The organism is Hydrogenophaga sp. L99 (genome assembly GCF_058731905.1).
In genome coordinates this window covers 3,900,318-3,919,366 of record NZ_CM178972.1, presented here as the reverse complement: position 1 = coordinate 3,919,366, position 19,049 = coordinate 3,900,318, and the positions used below count along the sequence as shown (strand labels likewise).

Here is a 19,049-nt window from a genome sequence, read left to right as displayed (position 1 = left end):
GCTTTCTTCAGTCGGCCTTGACGGCAGGGACATTGCCTTCAGGGCGCCAGACCGTGCCGATGGACACGCTCTTGAGTTTTTTCTGCCGGCCGTACCAGAAGTTCACCACGCCACGCGAGAAGAACACCGACGAGAACATGCTGGTCAGAATGCCGATGCAGTGCACCACCGCGAAGCCGCGCACCGGGCCGGAGCCAAACGCCAGCAGCGCCACACCCGCAATCAGGGTGGTGATGTTGGAGTCCAGAATCGTGCCCCAGGCGTGTTCGTAGCCAGCGTTGATGGCCGACTGCGGTGAGGCGCCGTTGCGTAGTTCTTCGCGCACGCGCTCGTTGATCAGCACGTTGGAGTCGATCGCCATGCCCAGCGCCAGCGCCATGGCCGCAATGCCGGGCAGCGTCAGCGTGGCCTGCAGCATCGACAGCACCGCCACCAGCAGCACCAGGTTGAAGCCCAGCGCCAGGCTGGAGAACACGCCGAACAGCATGTAGTACACGCACATGAAGAGCACGATCACGGCAAAGCCCCAGATCACGCTGTTGAAACCTTTGGCAATGTTCTCGGCCCCCAGGCTCGGGCCAATGGTGCGCTCCTCGATGATTTCCATCGGCGCGGCCAGCGAGCCGGCGCGCAGCAGCAGCGCGGTGTCGCTGGCCTCCATGGTGGTCATGGCGCCGGAAATCTGCACCCGGCCGCCACCGATTTCGGTGCGGATCACGGGCGCGGTGACGACCTCGCCACGGCCTTTCTCAAACAGGATGATCGCCATGCGCTTGCCCACGTTCTCGCGGGTCACGTCGCGGAAAATGCGCGAGCCCTTGGCGTCCAGCGTCAGGTGCACGGCGGCTTCCTGGGTCTGGCTGTCAAAGCCGGCCTGGGCGTCGGTGAGGTTTTCGCCGGTCAGCAGCACATCGCGCTTGACGATCACCGCCCGCCCATTGCGCTCGGGGTAACGCTCTGAGCCAAACGGCACCGCGCCGGTGCCGCGCTCGGCCGCCAGGCCCTCGGCGCTCTCGTCCACCAGCCGCACTTCCAGCGTGGCGGTGCGGCCCAGAATGTCCTTGGCCTTGGCCGTGTCCTGAACGCCCGGCAGCTGCACCACGATGCGGTCCAGACCCTGCTGCTGGATCACCGGCTCCGCCACACCCAGCTCGTTGATGCGGTTGTGCAGCGTGGTGATGTTCTGCTTGAGCGCCTGCTCCTGCACCCGGCGCGCAGCCTCGGGGCGGATGGTAGCAACCAGTCGGTATTCGGTGCCGTCGGGGCGATCGGTGGCTTCGAGATCGGCAAACTGGTCCTGGATCACGGCGCGGGCCGCGTCCAGCGTCTGGGTGTCGCGGGTGCGCACTTCAATGGTCTGCCCGTTGCGGCTGACGCCACCGTGGCGCACGCTTTTCTCGCGCAGGGCGGTGCGCAGGTCACCCGTCAGCACATCGGCACGGCGCTGCAGGGCCGCGGGCATGTCCACCTGCAGCATGAAGTGCACGCCACCGCGCAGGTCCAGCCCCAGGTACATGGGCGAAGCGCCCAGGCTGGCCAGCCAGGCCGGGGTGCGGGGCACCAGGTTGAGCGCCACCACGTAGCTGGGGTCGTTGGCATCGGGGTTGAGCGCACGCTCCAGCGCATCGCGCGCCTTGATCTGGTCGTCGGTGGTGTCAAACCGGGCCTTGACCGAATTGCCCTCGAACTGGATCAGCGAGGCATTGACACCCTGCGCCGCCAGCGCCTGTTCCACCCGGGTGACCGTGGTGGTGTCGATCCGCACCGAAGCACGGCCTGCAGACACCTGCACCGCCGGTGATTCACCAAACAAATTGGGCAGGGCATACAAAGCCCCGATCACCAGCGCAACCGCGATGATCAGGTACTTCCAGAGCGGATAACGGTTCATGGCAGTGGCCCTTGGGGCAGAGGTGACTTGTATCCAGAATGCGGTGGAACCGGCTTTGCCGGGCCACTCGCATTGCCCCCTTGAGGGGGTGACGCGCCGCAGGCGTGGCGCGGGGGCGGGCTTTACTTGATGGTGCCTTTGGGCAACACCTGCACCACCGCCGTGCGCTGCATCTGGACTTCCACGCCGTCGGCAAGTTCCACGCCCACGTAGATTTCACCGACCTTGGACACTTTGCCCAGGAAACCGCCGGCCGTCACGACCTCGTCGCCCTTGGCGATGGCCTCCACCATGGCCTTGTGTTCCTTCTGCCGCTTCATCTGCGGACGGATCATCACGAAATACAGCACCACAAACATCAACACCAGCGGCAGCAGGCCCATGATAGTGGACTGGGTATCGCCACCAGCGGCGGCCTGGGCGTAAGCAGAAGAAATGAACACGGAGGTCTCCAACAGGTTCGGGGTCACAAAAGCGCCAGATCACCAACGGGCGCCCACAGGGAACCCCGGTCACGCTGGACTCAACCTGCCATTGTATGCGTCGGGTGGGCGCACACCCACAAGCGCGCCCACCGAACCCCTAAGGCAACGCTGAACAAGCGGTCGATCCAGCGACCCGTTGCCTCCTGATTGCGCCATGCGAGAAGCAAGGTCAAATCAAGTGGATTTCGTACCGTTTCAGGGCCATTTCGACCTTGTGCACGCGTTTGGCGTGCGCTGCAGACGCACTCATCCCATGAGGCGCTGACGCGCCAGGTAGATGTTGGCCAATCCCAGCGCCACGAACGAGCGCGTGGCGTTCTTGGCCAGCCCCCGGTAGCGCACCTTGGCAAAGCCCCACAGCCGCTTGACCACTGCAAAGACGTGTTCGACCCGCGCCCGGATTCTGGACTTGTTGCGGTTCTTCGAGCGTTCGGCTTCATCGACTTCACCGCCCTTGCGCACGCGCTGGTTGGTGAAGTCTTTGGCCTTGGGCGCCCTGGAAGCGATCAGCGTCTTCTGGCTAGCGTAGGCGCTGTCGCCGTACACGCGCTGCTCGTTGCCGTGCAGCAAATCGGGCAGCGGGTGTTTGTCGTGCATGTTGGCCGCTGTCACCACGGCGCTGTGCGCCAGCCCGCTGCGACTGTCCACGCCGATGTGCATCTTCATCCCGAAATACCACTGCTGACCCTTCTTGGTCTGGTGCATCTCGGGGTCACGTTGCTTGTCTGCGTTTTTGGTCGAGCTCGGTGCGCCGATGATGGTGGCGTCCACGATGGTGCCGGTACCGACCTTCATGCCCTGCGCCTGCAGCACCTCTCCCACTTTGGCAAACAAGGCCTCGCCCAGTTGGTGCGTCTCCAGCAAGCGGCGAAACTTCAGCAGCGTGGTCGCATCGGGCACGCGCTCGCGCCCGAGGTCTATGCCGACAAAGCGCCGCAGCGCGGTGCTGTCGAGTAGCGCATCCTCGCAGGCCTCATCGGCCAGGTTGAACCAGTGCTGCACGAAGTACATGCGCAGCATACGCTCGAGCCCGATCGGTGGACGCCCGTTGCCGGCCTTGGGGTAGTGAGGCTCGATCACCGCGCACAACGCCTGCCAGGGCACGATCTGCTGCATCGTGGCCAGGAAGGTATCGCGCCTGGTCGGCCTGCGGTAAGGCTCAAAACCTTCAGCTTGATCGGCGGCCATGGCAAGGGTTTGCTGTTTCATCTTCATCTGCCTGTTCGTCTGTACTGCAACGGTACAGGTAAACACCACGCTCGAGCAGTACTTAATCAGCGTTGCCCTAACCCTTTCAGGCTACCCGAGCCACAGGCAGCGCAACCGGTGGCTGCCGCCACTGGGCCAGCAAAGCGGCCTGGCGGCTGCGTGCTGCGGCCAGATGGCGCTCTTTCACATGGCCAAAGCCTTTGATCTGCTCAGGAATGCGGGCCAGGTCCACCGCCAGCGGGTGGTTGCCTGCGTTCAAGGTGGCCAGCAAGTTGTCCACCAAGGCGCGGTATTCACCGATCAGGGCGCGCTCGGTGCGGCGCTCTTCGGTGCGGCCAAACACGTCCAGCGCGGTACCCCGCAGGCCTTTCAGGCGGGCCAGCAGGCGAAAGGCGGTGAACATGAAGGGGCCAAACGGTTGCTTCACCAGTTCGCCACGCGCATTTTTCTTGGCGATCAGCGGCGGCGCCAGGTGCACATGGAGCTTGAAGTCGCCTTCAAACTGGCTGGCAATGCGCGCATGGAAGGCCGTGTCGCTGTGCAAGCGTGCCACCTCGTACTCGTCCTTGTAGGCCATCAGCTTGAACAGGTTGCGCACCACGGCTTCGGTGAGCGCGGTTTTGCCCAACGGCTGCTCGGCCGCGCGCACGCGCTCCACAAAGCGCTGGTAGTCGGCAGCGTAGGCGGCGTTCTGGTAGCCGGCGAGAAACTCGGCCCGGCGGGCAATCAGGGCGTCCAGCGACTCGCGCTTTTTGAACTGGATCACCTGCTCGCCGCTGCCGCGCAGTTGCCACAGCGCCTCCACGGCCTGCGGGTTGTGCGCGGCGCGGCGGCCCCATTCAAAAGCCGCCTTGTTCTTGTCCACCTGCACCGCGTTGAGTTCCATGGCGCGCATCAGCGCCGCGTGGCCCAGCGGCACCCAGCCCTTTTGCCAGGCGTAGCCCAGCATCAGCGGGTTGGTGTAGATGCTGTCGCCCATGAGCTCGGTGGCGGCGGTTTCGGCATCAAACACACCCACCGCCTCGGCGCCCAGGCTGTGCAGCAAAGTGTCCACACAGGCCTGCGCCGGGTTTTGCCAGTCGGGGTTTTTCACAAACGCCGCCGTGGGCGTGGCGCTGGCGTTCAGCGCCACATGGCTGCGCCCGGCGCGCAGGCGCTGCCAGGTTTCCTTGTGCGCCGCCACGATCGGGTCACAGCCCAGCACCAGGTCGGCCGACGCGGCCGACACGCGGGTGGTCCGAATGTCGTCTTGCTGCGCGGCCAACAACACATGGCTCCAGGTGGCGCCGCCCTTTTGCGCCAGGCCCGCCGCGTCTTGCGTGACGATGCCCTTGCCCTCGATGTGCGCCGCCATGCCCAGCAGCTGGCCGATGGTGATGACACCGGTGCCACCCACGCCGGCCACAATGATGCCCCAGGCCTCGGCCCCGAGTACCGGCAGCGTGGGCTCGGGCAGCGCGCCACCGGTCCACGCCTGGCTGGTGGCTTTTTTGTCTTTCTTGCGCAGCTGCCCGCCTTCCACCGTGACGAAGCTCGGGCAAAAGCCCTTCAGGCACGAATAGTCCTTGTTGCAGCTGCTCTGGTTGATGGTGCGCTTGCGGCCAAATTCGGTTTCCAGCGGCTCCACGCTCAGGCAGTTGCTCTGCACACCGCAGTCGCCGCAGCCTTCGCACACCAGCTCGTTGATCACCACGCGCTTGGCCGGGTCCACCAGCGTGCCGCGCTTGCGGCGGCGGCGTTTTTCGGTGGCGCAGGTCTGGTCGTAGATGATGACCGTGGTGCCCTTGATCTCGCGGAACGCGCGCTGCACCGCGTCCAGTGTGTCGCGGTGCTGAATGGCGATGCCTTCGGGAAGGCCCTTCACGCCAGCGTATTTCTCCGGCTCGTCGGTCACGATCGTGATCTTCACCGCGCCCTCGGCCCGCATGCTCTGCGCGATCTGCACCACGCTGTGGCCCTCGGGCCGCTCGCCCACCTGCTGGCCACCGGTCATGGCCACGGCGTCGTTGTACAGAATCTTGTACGTGATGTTCACCCCCGCCGCGATGCTCTGGCGAATGGCCAGAATGCCGCTGTGGAAGTAGGTGCCATCGCCGAGGTTGGCGAACATGTGCTGATCAACGCTGAACGGTTGCTGGCCGACCCAGGGCACGCCCTCGCCGCCCATTTGCGTGAAGCCCACGGTGGCGCGGTCCATCCAGATGCTCATGAAATGGCAGCCGATGCCGGCCATGGCGCGCGAGCCTTCGGGCACACGGGTAGAGGTGTTGTGCGGGCAGCCCGAGCAAAACCACGGCTGGCGCTCGGCGCCTTCCACACCCTGGGTCAGCAGCGTCTGCATCGACTGTTCCTGCGCCGTCAGGATGGCCAGCTGCGTATCGATGCGCGCCTGCACCTCTTCCGGCACACCCAACTTGCGCAAACGCTTGGCAATGGCGCGGGCAATGATGCTCGGCGTCAGGTCGGCGTTGGCACGCAGCAGGGTGTGGGCGCTGGGGTTCGGCATGCTCCACTCGCCGCCGCTGAAGTCGCCTTCCACCTCGTCAAACTTGCCCAGCACGTTGGGCCGCACGTCGCCTCGCCAGTTGTACAGCTCTTCTTTCAGCTGGTATTCGATGACCTGGCGTTTCTCTTCCACCACCAGAATCTCGCGCAGGCCGGTGGCAAATTCGCGCGTGGTCTGTGCCTCCAGCGGCCACACCACATTGACCTTGTGAAGGCGCAGGCCGATGCGGCGGCAGGTGGCGTCGTCCAGGCCCAGGTCCAGCAGCGCCTGGCGCGTGTCGTTGAAGGCCTTGCCGCTGGCGATGATGCCGAAGCGGTCGTTCGGCCCCGACACCACGTTGTGGTTGAGCTTGTTGGCGCGGATGTAGGCCAGCGCCGCATACCACTTGAAGTCGAACAGACGGGCTTCCTGCTCCAGCGCGGCGTCGGGCCAGCGGATGTGCACGCCGCCGGGCGGCATGTCAAATTCGGGGATCACGATGTTGACCCGCTCCGGGTCGATCATGGCCGTGGCGCTCGATTCGACGATCTCCTGAATCGTCTTCATGCCGGCCCACACGCCGCTGAAGCGGCTCATGGCAATGGCGTGGATGCCGAGGTCCAGGATGTCCTGCACCGTGGACGGGAAGAACACCGGCAGGCCGCAGGCTTTGAAGATGTGGTCGCTCTGGTGCGCGGCGGTGGAGCTCTTGGCCACGTGGTCGTCGCCGGCCACCGCGATCACGCCGCCCCAGGGTGTGGTGCCGGCCATGTTGGCGTGCTTGAACACATCGCTGCAGCGGTCCACGCCCGGGCCCTTGCCGTACCAGATGCCGAACACGCCGTCGAACTTGTTGCTGCCGGGCGGGGCAAAGCCCAGCTGCTGCGTGCCCCAGAGCGCGGTGGCCGCCAGCTCCTCGTTCACACCCGGCTGGAACACGATGTTCTGCGCCTTCAGATACGGTGCGGCCTTCTGCAAGGCCTGGTCGTAACCGCCGAGCGGCGAGCCGCGGTAGCCGCTGATGAAGCCCGCCGTGTTCTTGCCCTGCAAGGCGTCACGCTGGCGCTGCAGCATGGGCAGCTTCACCAGCGCCTGCACGCCGCTCATGAAGGCGCGGCCGTGGTCCAGGGAATATTTGTCGTCCAGCGTGACGGTTTCAAGCGCTTTGCGGATGTGTTCGGGCAGTGGGGCGTTCATGTTGTTGTCTCCAGCGTGAAGGGGCCGCCTCGTGAGCGGTTGTTGACACCACAAACCGGCGGATCCGCTGATTTCAGTGTGCCGCACAGTGTATGACCCGCACGCTGACAGGTGTTTGCTTTCCACGCCCAGAACTGGGCGGTAAAAGAAAGATTCTTGCTTCAAAATGCCGATCATGGAAACACTCGACAAGTTTGACCTCGCCATCCTGAACGAACTGCAAACCGATGGCCGCCTCACCAACGCCGAACTGGCCAGCCGCGTGGGCCTGTCGGCCGCGCCGTGCTGGCGCCGCGTGCGGGCGCTGGAAGAGGCCGGCTTCATCATCGGCTACCGGGCCGAACTCAACCGCGAAAAGATCGGCCTGGGCGTGCTGGCTTTTGTGCGGCTGGACGCCGAGCGCAACAGCGGCGACGTGACGCGCCAGCTCGAAGCCGCGATCCAGAAAATCCCCGAAATCGTGTCCTGCCACTACATCAGCGGCTCGGGCACCTTCGAGCTGCAGGTGGTCTGCCCCGACCTGGCCGAGTTCAGCCGCTTCGCGCGAGAAGTGCTGATCAACCTGCCCAACGTGAAAGACCTGCACACCAGCTTCTCGCTGGGCGAAGTGAAGTCCGCCAGCGCGCTGCCGCTGGCCCATTTGCGGGGCTGACACCGCTTGGCATCCAACGTGAGAGCCGTCTGGAAGACGCAGACCGTGCTGTCACGCGCACGGCCGAGCAAAGAGGTGATCCCGGCTGGGACGGCACATCGGTTCGAGGCCCTGGTCGGCGTCTCGAAGCGCGACAAGGACGGGGATGCGTTGGAAACTGTCCTTGGTATCGGTTAAAGTTCAACCATTCTGACCTGTCTGGTCAGAATTTTCAATTCGACGGAGGCCCACCATGCAAAGCTGGCAAATGCAAACCGCCAAAGCGCGGTTTTCCGAGGTGGTCAAACACGCGGCCGACAACGGTCCGCAAGAAATCACGGTGCACGGTCGCTCGGTGGCCGTGGTCATTTCGCGCGATCTGTTCGACCGGCTCAGCGGCAATCAGGCATCGCTGGTCGATTTCATGCGCCAGTCCCCGTTGTACGGCAGCGACGACATCGCGTTCGAGCGCGACCGCAGCCCGCCACGCGAGGTGGACTTTTGAGCTATCTGATCGACACCAACGTCCTGTCCGAGTTGCGACGCATGCAGCCCGACCCGCACGTCGTGGCCTGGCTGCAGGCCCGACCGCGCCAGTCACTGTTCCTGAGCGTCCTGACACTGGGTGAAATCCGCAAGGGGCTGGAACGGGTGGCGGAACCCGACCGAAGGCAATCCCTGCTGGACTGGCTGGAGGTGGAGTTGCCCAACTACTTCGTGGGCCGGGTGTACGGCATCGATGCCCACACCGCCGACCGTTGGGGCCGTTTGATGGCCCAGGCTGGCAGACCGCTGCCAGCGATCGACGGACTGCTGGCTGCCACCGCCCTGCAGCACGATCTGACGCTGGTGACGCGCAACACCAAGAACTTTACAGGCCTGGAGGTCCGCCTCATCAATCCTTGGGATGCGTGACCGACCTGGCCGAACAGTCGCCACGCGCGAGAGCTGCAGATCAACCGGCCCCATCTGAAAAACCTGCACGCCAGCCCCTGAAAACAACCCGAACGGAACGTCAAAGCTCGGCAACGCCCCGAAGCCTCATGCCGTTTTGCATTCAACGCCCCGCCAGCCTACCCACGAGTTCCTTGAAGGCGCGGGCGCTGCCGTCCAGGGCTTCGCTGTCGGGCAGCAGGCGCAGGGCGTCGAACGGGCGGGGAATCACCTCGAAATCGGTCGGCGCCGGGATCACGGCCAGGCCGGCGCGCTCAAATGCCCGGCGCGCGCGGGACATGTGCAGGGCCGATGTGACCAGAATCACCGTGTCGATGTTTTGTGCGGCCAGCAGCCGGGCGCTGAGCGCCGCGTTGGTGGTGGTGTTGTGGCTGCCGCCTTCGAGCAGCATGGCGCTGGCGGGCACGCCCAGGTCGAGCAGCAGGGTTTGCATGGCCTCGGCTTCGCTGCCGTCGCCCGCGCCCAGTGCGCCGCCCGACAGCAGCACCTTCGGCGCCTTGCCGGCGTGGTACAGGCGGGCCGCGTGCCACACGCGGTCGGCCGCGGCGCCCAGGTTGGGGTGGGGGCGCTGCGGCGGGCTCGGGCCTTGCACACCACCGCCCAGCACCACCAGCACCGGGGCCGGCGCCACCGCATCCACGGTGCGCGGGCCGGCCTGGTTTTCCAGCGCGCCGCGAAGCGCGTCGCTGGCCAACGGCGTGGCCCACAGCCAGAGCCAGCCCACCGCCGCCAGGCCCGTCCAGCCAGCCGCCATGCCGCCACGGCGCCAGCCCCACCGGCGCGCACCCGCGGCCAGGCCCAGCGCCAGCAGCCCCAGCAGCCAGGCGGTGCCCAGCGGCGACACCAGCGCCGCCACCAGTTTGGCGATCATGCTGCGTCCTTCATTCGGGCTTCATCTGGCCTGTCATGTGTTGGCTGCTCAGTGGCTGTGCAGCTTCTCTTGCAGCCAAACCTTGATCAGGGATTGGTAAGGCACATCACGGGCGTTCGCAGCCACCTTGATGGCGTCCAGCAAGTGCTGGGGCAAACGCAAGGAAATCGTCTTTGTCGTCGGTTTGAGGTTGGGCAGAGACACCGACCGAGCCTTGGACCAGTCCAGGTGCTCCGTGGAGTCGTGGGCCTCCCAGTAGGCCCGCTCCTCGCTCTCGTTGGCGAACGTCGGGGTGGGCTTGAGCGGGGTCTTAATTGGCTTGCTCATAAATCACTCGCTCCTTTCTGTGCATGTCCCGGGCAGAAATCACACGGATCAAGGTGCCTTCTGCTCTCAATGTGAAGGTGATGTGCAGTGCGCGCCCTTCATCGGTCCTGCCCAAGGATCTGGTGCGATCTTCCCAGATCTTCAACACGTGCCGCCCGCAGCCGCGCCCACGCCGCCTGCACGCCGGCCGCCAGCCACACGCCGGCGCTGGCGCCCAGCAGGTCGTAGCCCACGTCCACCCACCGGGGTTCGCGGCCGGGGGCCCAGAACTGCAGCAGCTCGGTCAGCCCCGCAAATGCGAGCAACACGACCAGCAGCCGGCCGGCGCCCAGTGCCGGCCACGCCGCGCGGGCGAGCAGGCCCAGCACGCCGAACATGAGCACGTGCACCACGTTCACGCCGGGCCACCAGCCTTCCACCTGGTTGGCCGCCTGGCCCAGCCAGCGAATTTCGCTGCGCCAGGCCGCCAGCACGGTGTTGGGCAGCAGCACCGCGGCCACGATCAGCAGCACGCCCACTGCCAGGGCCAGCCGGGCCACCCAGCGCACCGCTCAGCCCGCCTTCACGTTCGCGGTGACGGTCGCGCTCGCGGGCACCTCACCTGCACCGGCACCGGCATCCGAACGCGCCAGCAAGCCCGCCCCATCCACCGCCGCCCCCAGCAGCTCGCGGTACACGTCCACCGTGCGCCCGATCACGATGCGCTCGTCGAACTCGGCCAGCGCGCGGGCGCGCGCCGCCGCGCCCAGGCGGGCGCACAAGGCCGGGTCGTCGTGCAACCGGGCGATGGCCCGGGCCAGGGCCGGCGCGTCTTTCACCGGCACCAAGAGGCCGTCCACGCCGTCGCTCACCACCTCGCGGCAGCCCGGCACATCGGTGGTCACCAGCGGCAGGGCGCAGGCGCCCGCCTCAATCAACCCCTTGGGCAGGCCCTCGCGGTAGCTCGGCAGCACCACGGCGTGCACCGTGGCGAACAGCGCCGCCATGTCGTCCACATGGCCCAGCCACTGCAGCAACCCCTCGGCCACCCAGCCGCGCACCGTGGCCTCGGGCACTGCGGCAGGGTTGCCCGGGTCCGGGTCACCGGCGAGCAAAAAGTCGATCGCCAGCCCCTGCGCGCGCAGCTCGCGGGCGGCGGCCACGTACTCGGCCAGGCCCTTGTCCCACAGCAGGCGCGCCGGCAGCAGCACCCGAAAACGGCCGCCCGCCTCGGATCGGGCATCGGGCAACGACAGCGATGGCGTGAAGCGCTGGCAGTCCACCCCCGAGCCGGGAATCAGCCGCACCTGAGCCGCGTCAACCAGCCGGGCGCGCTCGAACAGCGCCACGTCGTCCGGGTTTTGCAGAATCAGCCGCGCACCCTGGCCGCCCAGCGCCAGGCGCAGCAGGCCGCGCACCAACGGGCGCAGCAGGCGCGCCTTCAGGTCGTTGCTGGTGAACACATAGCCCATGCCGGCCACCGCGTTCACCCGTGCCGGCAAGCCGGGCGAGCGCGCGGCCAGGCGCGCCGCCAGCGAGCCATACACCGCGCACTTGATGGTGAAGCCGTGCACCAGGTCCACCTGCTCCTGCACCAGCAGCCGGCGCAGCCACTGCAGCAGCGCCAGTTCGCGCAGCGGGTTCAGGCTGCGCCGCTCCATGGGCGCCGGCACCCAGCGAAAACCCAGCGCCCGCAGGCGCTCGCCATACGGGCCCGGGGGCGACACCAGCAGCACCTCGTGCCCGGCGTCACGCAGGGCCAGGGCCAGCGAGCGGCGAAAGTTGTAGAGGTACCACTCGGTGTTGGCGAACAGGATGATTTTCATAAACGGGGCGGGTTTCGAGCCGCCATTGTCCCAGCAGGGCATGGCTCAACCGGCAGGGTGAGTTAATTGGAATCTGACCCCCATTAAAAAGCGTCAGATGCTGGACCGCAGGCAGTCAGCAAGGTAGGATTTAATCCTATTCAAACCAAGGAGCCGACCATGCGAACCACCCAGCAAATGAGCATCACCCTGCCCAACGACATGGCGGACGCGGTGAAGACCAAGGTGCGGTCTGGCGAGTACGCCAGCGAAAGCGAAGTGATCCGGGATGGCCTGCGGGCACTGATGGCACGGGATCGCGCCGTGGAAAGTTGGCTGCACCACCAAGTCGGCCCGGCCTATGACTCCCTGAAGGCCGATCCATCCAGCGCCGTCACCGCTGACCAGGTGCGTGCCCGCCTGGCCGCCGAACACGCGAAAACTCGATGAGCTATCGCGTTGTCTTCAGCCTGGAGGCACAAGAACAGCTTGCAGAGTTGTACCGCTACATTGCCGAGGCGGCATCGCCAGACATTGCCGCGCGTTACACCGAAGCTATCTTGAGCTACTGCGAGAGCCTTCGCACGTTTCCACATCGCGGCACCATGCGCGATGACATACGCCCCGGACTGCGCATCACCCACTATAAGAAGCGTTCAGTGATCGCCTTCTATGTGGACGCCGAGACGGTTTCCATCATCGGTGTCTTCTACGGCGGCCAAAACTACGAAACCATCCTCCAAGACGAAGCGGACGACGACAGTGCGGGACACTGAATCCCAAGCCGCAAGGCAACCCGGAAGTACAGGAGCACACCATGAAAAAACCCGTCCAGTACGACGACGAAGAGATGGAAATCCTGAAGGCGTGGGAGGCTGGCACGCTCAAGCCCATCAGCGGCGTGGCCAAGCACATGAAGGCCCATCAGGCCGCGGCCGAGGCCACTTTCAAAAAAGACCAACGGCTGAACATCCGCATCTCCAGCAGAGACCTCAGAAATTTGCAGGCACGCGCCCTGGAAGAAGGGGTGCCGTACCAAACCTTGGCGGCCAGTTTGCTGCACAAATTTGTCAGCGGTCGTTTGGTGGAACCGTCCTGACGCCCTGGTCCGCCTTCGTCCGCAAGGGTCCAACCGATAGACCCGGGAAACCCTGCCCTACCCCCACCACCCGCGGGTAAAAAGTACGGCAACCCATTCTTTGAGTGCGTGGCCAATGTGAGCCCCATGGCCGCTGACTCCCCGGTCTATTTTTAATAGTGCTTAAATAGCATAATTCGACACATGAGCACTATCTACTCTCCTTTTGATGTCGGCTTTGACCGGCGGATGCACGTTATTGACCGATGCCAGGTCGCGCTCTTGCGCGCCGTCAGCAATGAGGCTGGCGACCGTCTCCTGGTCAAGGGCGGCATGGCCATGCGCGTGGCTTTTGGAAGCATGCGGCTGACCAAGGACATCGACTTCGACCGGGTCGACAGCATGAGCTCAGCCTCGGTGAAGAGCGCCATCAGATCGGCCATGAAAACAGCCGCAAGCACGGCCGGCCTTCGTTCCGTAGAGATCGCTGTGACCAAAGACACGGGCACAACCACCCGATTGCGCATGACCGGGCTCACGCACACCGGGGAAGATGTTCGGTTCGAGACGGAGATATCGGGTCGGGACCAGCCTCTGGGTGCGGTCCGCCAGTTGGTGCAAGTCGTGCCGCCGTCGTCCTATGCCATCGCGCCATTCATGGTGCACACCTACACGCTCGACGCCATCACGGTGCAGAAGGTCGCCGCCGTGCTGGCGGACATGAGAAATGTTCCGCGCGACATCTACGACCTCAAGGACCTGATCGCGCTGGGCGCCAACCCCGTCGGTCTCCTGCGCTCGTTGCCCCAAGCCAAGCTGGATGGCCTGAAAAAGGACATCCTGGCCAAGCTGTCCCAGATCACCTGGCCGATGGCAGACACCCATTTGCTGCCTTACATCCCAAAGAATGAGCGAGACGTGGTGACGGCATCCGCATGGGATGCCTACATTCTCACCGTGTCGGATGCCATCGATGGATGGCTTTCACAGGCCAGCGCGCCCCATGGCGCGTTCGCCCACAGCGCGTCCGCCCCCCCGGATGCAGCCCCCCGAAGCAAAAGGCCTGGGAAGCCAACATGAGCAAGGCCTGGAAACTCAAGGCCGAAGAAGCTCTGCTGGAGCCTGACAGCCAGTACGTTCTTTCAACGGCTGCGCTCATGGGCCTGGCCCGCGCACAAGGCGAAGAACCCTCCGACGCCACTCTGCATCGATGGGTCAAGGATCTTGTGGCCGGGCGCAAGCTGGTTCAGGTGTCCAAGGGCTTGTACCTGAATCGCCTGGGGCATCGGAACCAGGATGCCGCCGAAGCGGCGCAATGGATTCGCCGCGGCAGCGTGCTGAGCCTGTCGTGGGTGCTTGAGAGGGCCGGTGTGCTCAACAACATCGGCAGCACCTACACCTGCATCATCCCTCTGGAGCCGAGCCTGTCGCAGCCCCAGACCACCCGCAAGGAAATTCCTGGCATTGGAACCTTCCGCTTCCATGCGATGAAAGCCGACCTGGTGGACGAGGCTGCGGGCAAGACCGAAGATGTCTTTGACCAGCGCTTCAATTACCGTCGATCGACGCCTGAAAAGGCCCTGCTCGACTGGATCTACCTCGGCCATTCCCACCGTTCTCGCCTGGCGCTGCCTCCGCTGGACATGGATGTCAAAGAGCTCAAAAAAGCGCGCCTGGACCGACTGGCCAGGCGCATGGGCATGGTCGGGATTTATGAAGACTGGATGGCACACTGGCACGCCTACCAGAATGACGCTGCCGTCATCGCCAACGATGCCGGGCTCCTTTAGGAGCCTGTAGGGCCTGCCCTACCCCACCACCAGCGGGTAAAAGCGGTACGGCAGCCAAGCCCCTGCGTGCGTGGCGAAGTTGAGCCACACAAACAGCACCGTGGCGTAATACCCCGCCACCGCCGCCACCCAGGTGCGCCGGTCGCGGCCCTGGCCCAGCAGGTCGGGCAGGCGGGCGAACACAAACAGTTGCAGCGGAATCAGGTACAGCGCCACGCGGTCCACCGCGGTGGACGAGGGCGACACCAGCAGCACGGCCACCGCTACCAGCGCGGCCAGCGCCATCATCATCCACAGGTTGCGCTCGGCGGCCTGCTGCCACTGCACGCGCTTGCGCAGCACCAGCAGCAGCGCGGCGGGCAGCGCGTTCATGGCGATGCGCACCGCAGCGCCTTCCGACTGGTATTGCGCCTCCACATAGCTGGTCATCAGCGCCTCCACGCTGTCGGCCAGCAGCACCCAGTACAGCACCGCCGCGGTGATGCCCACCCACAGCCCCGTCCAGAGGCGGCCGCGCGGCGTGGCCAGCACGGCCAGCGGCACCAGCAGCACGGCCGACTTGTGGAAGGTGGCGGCCAGCGCCACGCACAGCACGAACTGCAGGTTGTTGTGCCGGGCCAGGCCCAGCAAGGCCAGGCCCAGCGCCACGCCCTGGCGGCTGTAACCCATGCCCACCACGATCACCATGTAGGGCACGGCCACCGCCAGCGCCAGCCAGGGCCGCGGCTGCTGGCGGCAAAACGCCACCAGCCCCCAGCTGAACAGCGCACCGCAGCCCAGGTTCACCAGATGCACGCCACCGTCCACCTGACCGGCCAGCCAGTTCAGCAGGTAGTAGCCGGGGTCGGAATATTCCAGCACCTCGGTCAGCGAAGCGCCCACCATGTAGAGGTAGTGCCGCTCATAGGTCCCCCAGTCACCACCCACCTCGTGCCGCAGCCCGATCAGCAGCACCAGCCCGAGGCCCACCGCCAGCCACGAAGGCTCCAGCCGCGGTCCTGCCGGGCGCGGCCGGGTGGGCGCCATCACGCTGGCGCAGGCCGGCAGCAAAAACAGCAGCCAATACGTCAACATGCGGTCCCCTGGGGCGTTTGTTCTTGCAGCCAGGCCTGGAACATCAGCACCGCCCACAGACTGGCCGTGTGGTCACGCTGGCCACTCACATGCTCCGCCCATTTGGAGCGAATCGGCTCGGCGTGAAAGTAGCCCTCGGCCTGCAGGCGCCGGGCATCCAGCAGGCTCTCGGCCCAGTCGCGCAGCGGCCCGCGCAGCCACTGCCCCACCGGGATACTGAAACCCGCCTTGGGCCGCTCGATCAGCTCGCGCGGCACATGCTGGTACAGCACCTGGCGCAGCGCCCACTTGCCTTCGTTGCCACGGATCTTCATGTGCAGCGGCAGGCGCCAGGCGAGTTCGGCCACCCGGTGGTCCAGGAAGGGCACGCGCGTTTCCAGGCTGGTGGCCATGGCGGCGCGGTCCACCTTGCACAGAATGTCGTCGGGCAGGTAGGTCAGGCTGTCGCGGAACATCATGCGCAGCTGGTCCTCATCGGCGCCCGCAGCGGGCAGCGGGTCGGCCAGCCCGCTGGGCGGCTCCACCACGGCCGCGCCACCCTCGCCGCGCACCACGGCGGCCGGGTCCTGCCATTCGGACACCAGGCTCAGGTAGAGGTCGTCCAGGTTGTGCACGCCACGCAGGCGCGCGGCCAGCTTGTGCGCCTTGTCACCCACGCGCTCAATGCCGCGCGCGCCCGGCAGCAGCGCGTTGAGCGGCGCACCCAGCGCATCCCAGGCGCCCACCGGCAGCTGGCCGATGGCCTGGCCCAGCGCCTGCCGCACCGGGTAAGGCAGCCAGGCCAGCCGGTTCCAGATGCGCGGCCCCCAGAAATAGCGGTTGTAGCCGCCAAACAGCTCATCGCCCGCGTCGCCCGAGAGCGCCACCGTCACATGCTGGCGCGCCGCGTGGCACACCAGGTGCGTGGGAATCTGCGACGAGTCGGCAAAGGGCTCGTCGTACATGACGGGCAGGCGCGGAATGACGCCCTGCGCCTCGGCCACCGTGACGAACAGCTCCGTGTGCTCGGTGCCCAGGTGCTGCGCCACGGCGCGCGCGTGGGGCGACTCGTCGAACGCGGCCTCCTCGAAGCCGATGGTGAAGGTCTTGACCGGCTGGGAGGCCTGCTTCTGCATCAGCGCCACGATGGCCGACGAGTCCACCCCGCCCGAGAGAAAGGCCCCCAGCGGCACATCGGCCAGCGACTGCGCCTTCACGGCCTGCGACAGCTGCGCCTCCAGCGCCTGCAGCGCCTCGGCTTCATCGGTGATGGGGTTCGCCGCACCGGCCTGCACCACGTCGGCCAGCGACCACCAGCGGTGCACCGACAGGCTTTCATGCACGGCGCCTGGCCGCAAGGGCTGCTCCGGCGCGGCTGCGGGCGGCGCACCGCGCACCGTGAGCAGGCAGCCCGGCTCCAGCTTGTAAATGCCCTGGTAGATGCTGCGCGGCGCCGGCACCACCATGAAGCGCATGTACTGCGCCAGCGCCTCGCGGCACACCGGGTTGGCAAAGCCGGGGTAGGCCCGCAGCGCCTTCAGCTCCGAGCCAAACACGAAGGCACGCGCCCCGCCCGGCCCGGCCCAGCCGTAGTACAGCGGTTTCTCGCCAAAGCGGTCGCGCGCCAGCGTCAGCACCCGGTCTTGCCGGTCCCACAGGGCAATGGCGAACATGCCCACGGTTTTCTGCAAGGTAGCCTCAATGCCCCAGGCCTCAAACCCCGCCAGCAGAGTTTCGGTGTCCGAATGCCCGCGCCAAGGTATTACCCCCTCTCCCGCTGGGTGTCTTGCCCCCTCTCCCGCTTGCGGGAGAGGGCAGGGGTGAGGGCTCCCCGCCCCCGCTCCCACCCCCCCCTCCAGCTCCCCCCGCAATTCAAGATGGTTGTAAATCTCGCCATTGAACGCAATCACATAGCGGCCACCGGCCGACACCATGGGCTGGTGCCCGGCGGGCGAGAGGTCGATGATGCTCAGACGCCGATGCCCGAACGCCACGCCCGCCTGCGCATCGGCCCAGGCGCCCGCGTCGTCCGGGCCGCGGTGTGCAATGGTGAGGGCCATGCCGGTGACAACGGCCTCCAAGCGATCCAGCGCAGCACCATCTGTTGTCAAAAATCCCGTAAATCCACACATGGTTTACCAATTCAATTTTTGAACAGTGTTAACTACACCATTGCGCGGTACAAAGCTTCCAGCTGACCGGCCAGACTAGTAAAGCTGAAGTCTTGGACGCGCTGGTGACCAAATGCGATCTGCCGCTCGCGTTCGCTTCCATCGGCAAGCCCATGCTCGATCGCTGACGCCATCGTTTCAGCATCATCGTGCGGAAAATAGATGGCGCCCTCTTGCGCGATTTCGCGAAAGACAGGTAGGTTGCTCAGCGCCATCGAACAACCCGCTGCCATCGCTTCGAGTATTGGTATACCGAAACCCTCGTACGAGGACGGAAAAACAAACAGTCGACTCAGCTTGTAGGCACTGCGAACTTCACGATCTGTCAATCCACTCAAAAGCATGACCTGGCTTGACAAATTTGCCGACTGAATTTGCTCCTGGATCAATCTACGTTCGCCGCTGTCGTTGCCAATGATGACCAGGTTACAGGCGCGGCCGCGGTCACGAAGAAGCGCTACCGCGTCAATCAGTCGACGGTAGTTCTTGCGCCGCTCGTAGTGCCCGACCACAAGCGCAAACTCTTGGGGCAGGTGGTACTTTTGCCGTGTGGTCTGAAGGTCTGATTCAGCCAACATTTCGAATCCTTGCGTATCCAGTCCGTTGTAAATCACGGAAATTGGCACGCCTGGAAAGAAGCCCAGAATTTCATCTTTCATTGCCTCTGACACCGTGATTACATGGTCTGCTGCGCTGAGTGCCCTTTGCAAAGACAGCCTGTAAACGCTTCGCTCCCAAGTACCCCACTCAGGATGCATTTGTCGAATGTCATGAATCGTCAGCAGGGTCCGCCCGGTGGGTGACTTGACGAGTGGCTGGTTGAAACCTTCGAAAACATCAAACTTTTCTTTGCCAAGTGCAGCAGGCCAATAACCCAGCCCACCCACGAACTTGCGAATGCGCCCGTAACTCGGCAGCGGCGTTGGCCGGGCAATCACATTCGGCGCCCCGGCAAACCAGTCGCTGACACGACAATCCACCGGGTTGTAGACAACGAACTCGACCTCTGGCAGACGCTTGATCACCTCGCCGTAAATTCCAATAAATCGCTGTTTTGCGCCAGACGGCCTGTCATTTAGGCAGGTCGCATTGAGTCCAATCTTCAAAGCATTACTTTCATTAA

19 protein-coding genes are annotated in these 19,049 nt (G+C 65.1%); 8 read left to right on the top strand and 11 right to left on the bottom strand.

The window, feature by feature from the left end:
* Positions 1–7: 7 nt before the first annotated feature.
* From secD to AC4QBL_RS18745, 4 genes are all read right to left on the bottom strand, one after another.
* Entirely contained in the window at positions 8–1,891 is a 1,884-nt protein-coding gene (gene secD, locus AC4QBL_RS18760; RefSeq protein WP_472907723.1) for a protein translocase subunit SecD, read from the bottom strand.
* A gap of 122 nt (positions 1,892–2,013) precedes the next feature.
* The gene (gene yajC / locus AC4QBL_RS18755; RefSeq protein ID WP_472900440.1) at positions 2,014–2,334 is read right to left on the bottom strand and encodes a preprotein translocase subunit YajC; all 321 of its coding nucleotides are present in this window, start codon (positions 2,332–2,334) and stop codon (positions 2,014–2,016) included.
* A gap of 288 nt (positions 2,335–2,622) precedes the next feature.
* Entirely contained in the window at positions 2,623–3,585 is a 963-nt protein-coding gene (locus AC4QBL_RS18750) for an IS5 family transposase (protein WP_472900628.1), read from the bottom strand.
* Positions 3,586–3,670: 85 nt separating this feature from the next.
* On the bottom strand, positions 3,671–7,267 hold the full coding sequence (locus AC4QBL_RS18745) for an indolepyruvate ferredoxin oxidoreductase family protein (RefSeq protein ID WP_472908009.1): 3,597 nt from the start codon (positions 7,265–7,267) through the stop codon (positions 3,671–3,673).
* A 175-nt stretch (positions 7,268–7,442) separates the two neighbouring features.
* Between AC4QBL_RS18745 and AC4QBL_RS18740 the strand changes: the two genes are divergently transcribed.
* The 3 genes from AC4QBL_RS18740 to AC4QBL_RS18730 all read left to right on the top strand — a co-directional run bounded on the left by AC4QBL_RS18740 (position 7,443) and on the right by AC4QBL_RS18730 (position 8,813).
* Positions 7,443–7,919, top strand: a complete 477-nt coding sequence (locus AC4QBL_RS18740; protein WP_472908008.1) for an Lrp/AsnC family transcriptional regulator — start codon at positions 7,443–7,445, stop codon at positions 7,917–7,919.
* Positions 7,920–8,151: 232 nt separating this feature from the next.
* A complete protein-coding gene (locus AC4QBL_RS18735; RefSeq protein WP_472908007.1) occupies positions 8,152–8,403 on the top strand; it encodes a type II toxin-antitoxin system Phd/YefM family antitoxin in 252 nt (83 codons plus the stop codon).
* The gene (locus AC4QBL_RS18730; RefSeq protein ID WP_472908006.1) at positions 8,400–8,813 is read left to right on the top strand and encodes a type II toxin-antitoxin system VapC family toxin; all 414 of its coding nucleotides are present in this window, start codon (positions 8,400–8,402) and stop codon (positions 8,811–8,813) included. The genes AC4QBL_RS18735 and AC4QBL_RS18730 overlap by 4 nt, the downstream gene beginning before the upstream one ends.
* A gap of 142 nt (positions 8,814–8,955) precedes the next feature.
* Here the strand turns inward: AC4QBL_RS18730 and AC4QBL_RS18725 are convergent, their stop codons facing one another.
* From AC4QBL_RS18725 to AC4QBL_RS18710, 4 genes are all read right to left on the bottom strand, one after another.
* Positions 8,956–9,723 carry a YdcF family protein gene (locus tag AC4QBL_RS18725; RefSeq protein ID WP_472908005.1) on the bottom strand — a complete coding sequence of 256 codons (768 nt, stop codon included), beginning with the start codon at positions 9,721–9,723 and terminating at the stop codon, positions 8,956–8,958.
* Between the two features lie 48 nt (positions 9,724–9,771).
* Positions 9,772–10,050: a BrnA antitoxin family protein gene (locus AC4QBL_RS18720; protein ID WP_472908004.1), complete on the bottom strand. Its 279-nt coding sequence runs from the start codon at positions 10,048–10,050 to the stop codon at positions 9,772–9,774.
* A gap of 98 nt (positions 10,051–10,148) precedes the next feature.
* On the bottom strand, positions 10,149–10,598 hold the full coding sequence (locus AC4QBL_RS18715; RefSeq protein WP_472908003.1) for a VanZ family protein: 450 nt from the start codon (positions 10,596–10,598) through the stop codon (positions 10,149–10,151).
* Between the two features lie 3 nt (positions 10,599–10,601).
* Complete coding sequence (locus AC4QBL_RS18710; RefSeq protein ID WP_472908002.1) at positions 10,602–11,855, bottom strand: glycosyltransferase family 4 protein; 1,254 nt, start codon at positions 11,853–11,855, stop codon at positions 10,602–10,604.
* A 159-nt stretch (positions 11,856–12,014) separates the two neighbouring features.
* On the opposite strand from AC4QBL_RS18710, the gene AC4QBL_RS18705 reads away from it, so the two are divergent.
* From AC4QBL_RS18705 to AC4QBL_RS18685, 5 genes are all read left to right on the top strand, one after another.
* Positions 12,015–12,284 carry a ribbon-helix-helix domain-containing protein gene (locus AC4QBL_RS18705; RefSeq protein ID WP_472908001.1) on the top strand — a complete coding sequence of 90 codons (270 nt, stop codon included), beginning with the start codon at positions 12,015–12,017 and terminating at the stop codon, positions 12,282–12,284.
* Positions 12,281–12,610 (top strand): type II toxin-antitoxin system RelE/ParE family toxin, encoded by a 330-nt coding sequence (locus AC4QBL_RS18700; protein WP_472908000.1) that lies wholly within the window; start codon positions 12,281–12,283, stop codon positions 12,608–12,610. The genes AC4QBL_RS18705 and AC4QBL_RS18700 overlap by 4 nt, the downstream gene beginning before the upstream one ends.
* A gap of 41 nt (positions 12,611–12,651) precedes the next feature.
* Entirely contained in the window at positions 12,652–12,933 is a 282-nt protein-coding gene (locus tag AC4QBL_RS18695; RefSeq protein WP_472907999.1) for a hypothetical protein, read from the top strand.
* A gap of 183 nt (positions 12,934–13,116) precedes the next feature.
* Positions 13,117–13,992 (top strand): nucleotidyl transferase AbiEii/AbiGii toxin family protein, encoded by an 876-nt coding sequence (locus AC4QBL_RS18690; RefSeq protein ID WP_472907998.1) that lies wholly within the window; start codon positions 13,117–13,119, stop codon positions 13,990–13,992.
* A complete protein-coding gene (locus tag AC4QBL_RS18685) occupies positions 13,989–14,702 on the top strand; it encodes a hypothetical protein (protein WP_305334430.1) in 714 nt (237 codons plus the stop codon). Before AC4QBL_RS18690 ends, AC4QBL_RS18685 begins: the two co-directional genes overlap by 4 nt.
* An 18-nt stretch (positions 14,703–14,720) precedes the next feature.
* Here AC4QBL_RS18685 and AC4QBL_RS18680 read toward each other — a convergent pair whose 3' ends face one another.
* The 3 genes from AC4QBL_RS18680 to AC4QBL_RS18670 are packed head-to-tail and all read right to left on the bottom strand — an operon-like array spanning position 14,721 to position 19,032.
* Entirely contained in the window at positions 14,721–15,776 is a 1,056-nt protein-coding gene (locus AC4QBL_RS18680; RefSeq protein WP_472907997.1) for an EpsG family protein, read from the bottom strand.
* Positions 15,770–17,887, bottom strand: a complete 2,118-nt coding sequence (gene asnB, locus AC4QBL_RS18675; RefSeq protein WP_472907996.1) for an asparagine synthase (glutamine-hydrolyzing) — start codon at positions 17,885–17,887, stop codon at positions 15,770–15,772. Before asnB ends, AC4QBL_RS18680 begins: the two co-directional genes overlap by 7 nt.
* A gap of 32 nt (positions 17,888–17,919) precedes the next feature.
* Positions 17,920–19,032 carry a glycosyltransferase family 4 protein gene (locus tag AC4QBL_RS18670; protein WP_472907995.1) on the bottom strand — a complete coding sequence of 371 codons (1,113 nt, stop codon included), beginning with the start codon at positions 19,030–19,032 and terminating at the stop codon, positions 17,920–17,922.
* Between the last annotated feature and the right edge of the window lie 17 nt (positions 19,033–19,049).

Coding starts and splice junctions, on each gene's coding strand:
- asnB (WP_472907996.1), bottom strand. CDS start 17,887: ATGTGTGGATTTACGGGATTTTTGACAACAGATGGTGCTGCGCTGGAT.
- AC4QBL_RS18735 (WP_472908007.1), top strand. CDS start 8,152: ATGCAAAGCTGGCAAATGCAAACCGCCAAAGCGCGGTTTTCCGAGGTG.
- AC4QBL_RS18705 (WP_472908001.1), top strand. CDS start 12,015: ATGCGAACCACCCAGCAAATGAGCATCACCCTGCCCAACGACATGGCG.
- AC4QBL_RS18745 (WP_472908009.1), bottom strand. CDS start 7,267: ATGAACGCCCCACTGCCCGAACACATCCGCAAAGCGCTTGAAACCGTC.
- AC4QBL_RS18750 (WP_472900628.1), bottom strand. CDS start 3,585: ATGAAACAGCAAACCCTTGCCATGGCCGCCGATCAAGCTGAAGGTTTT.
- AC4QBL_RS18710 (WP_472908002.1), bottom strand. CDS start 11,855: ATGAAAATCATCCTGTTCGCCAACACCGAGTGGTACCTCTACAACTTT.
- AC4QBL_RS18695 (WP_472907999.1), top strand. CDS start 12,652: ATGAAAAAACCCGTCCAGTACGACGACGAAGAGATGGAAATCCTGAAG.
- AC4QBL_RS18700 (WP_472908000.1), top strand. CDS start 12,281: ATGAGCTATCGCGTTGTCTTCAGCCTGGAGGCACAAGAACAGCTTGCA.
- AC4QBL_RS18725 (WP_472908005.1), bottom strand. CDS start 9,723: ATGATCGCCAAACTGGTGGCGGCGCTGGTGTCGCCGCTGGGCACCGCC.
- AC4QBL_RS18690 (WP_472907998.1), top strand. CDS start 13,117: ATGAGCACTATCTACTCTCCTTTTGATGTCGGCTTTGACCGGCGGATG.
- secD (WP_472907723.1), bottom strand. CDS start 1,891: ATGAACCGTTATCCGCTCTGGAAGTACCTGATCATCGCGGTTGCGCTG.
- AC4QBL_RS18720 (WP_472908004.1), bottom strand. CDS start 10,050: ATGAGCAAGCCAATTAAGACCCCGCTCAAGCCCACCCCGACGTTCGCC.
- AC4QBL_RS18685 (WP_305334430.1), top strand. CDS start 13,989: ATGAGCAAGGCCTGGAAACTCAAGGCCGAAGAAGCTCTGCTGGAGCCT.
- AC4QBL_RS18680 (WP_472907997.1), bottom strand. CDS start 15,776: ATGTTGACGTATTGGCTGCTGTTTTTGCTGCCGGCCTGCGCCAGCGTG.
- AC4QBL_RS18740 (WP_472908008.1), top strand. CDS start 7,443: ATGGAAACACTCGACAAGTTTGACCTCGCCATCCTGAACGAACTGCAA.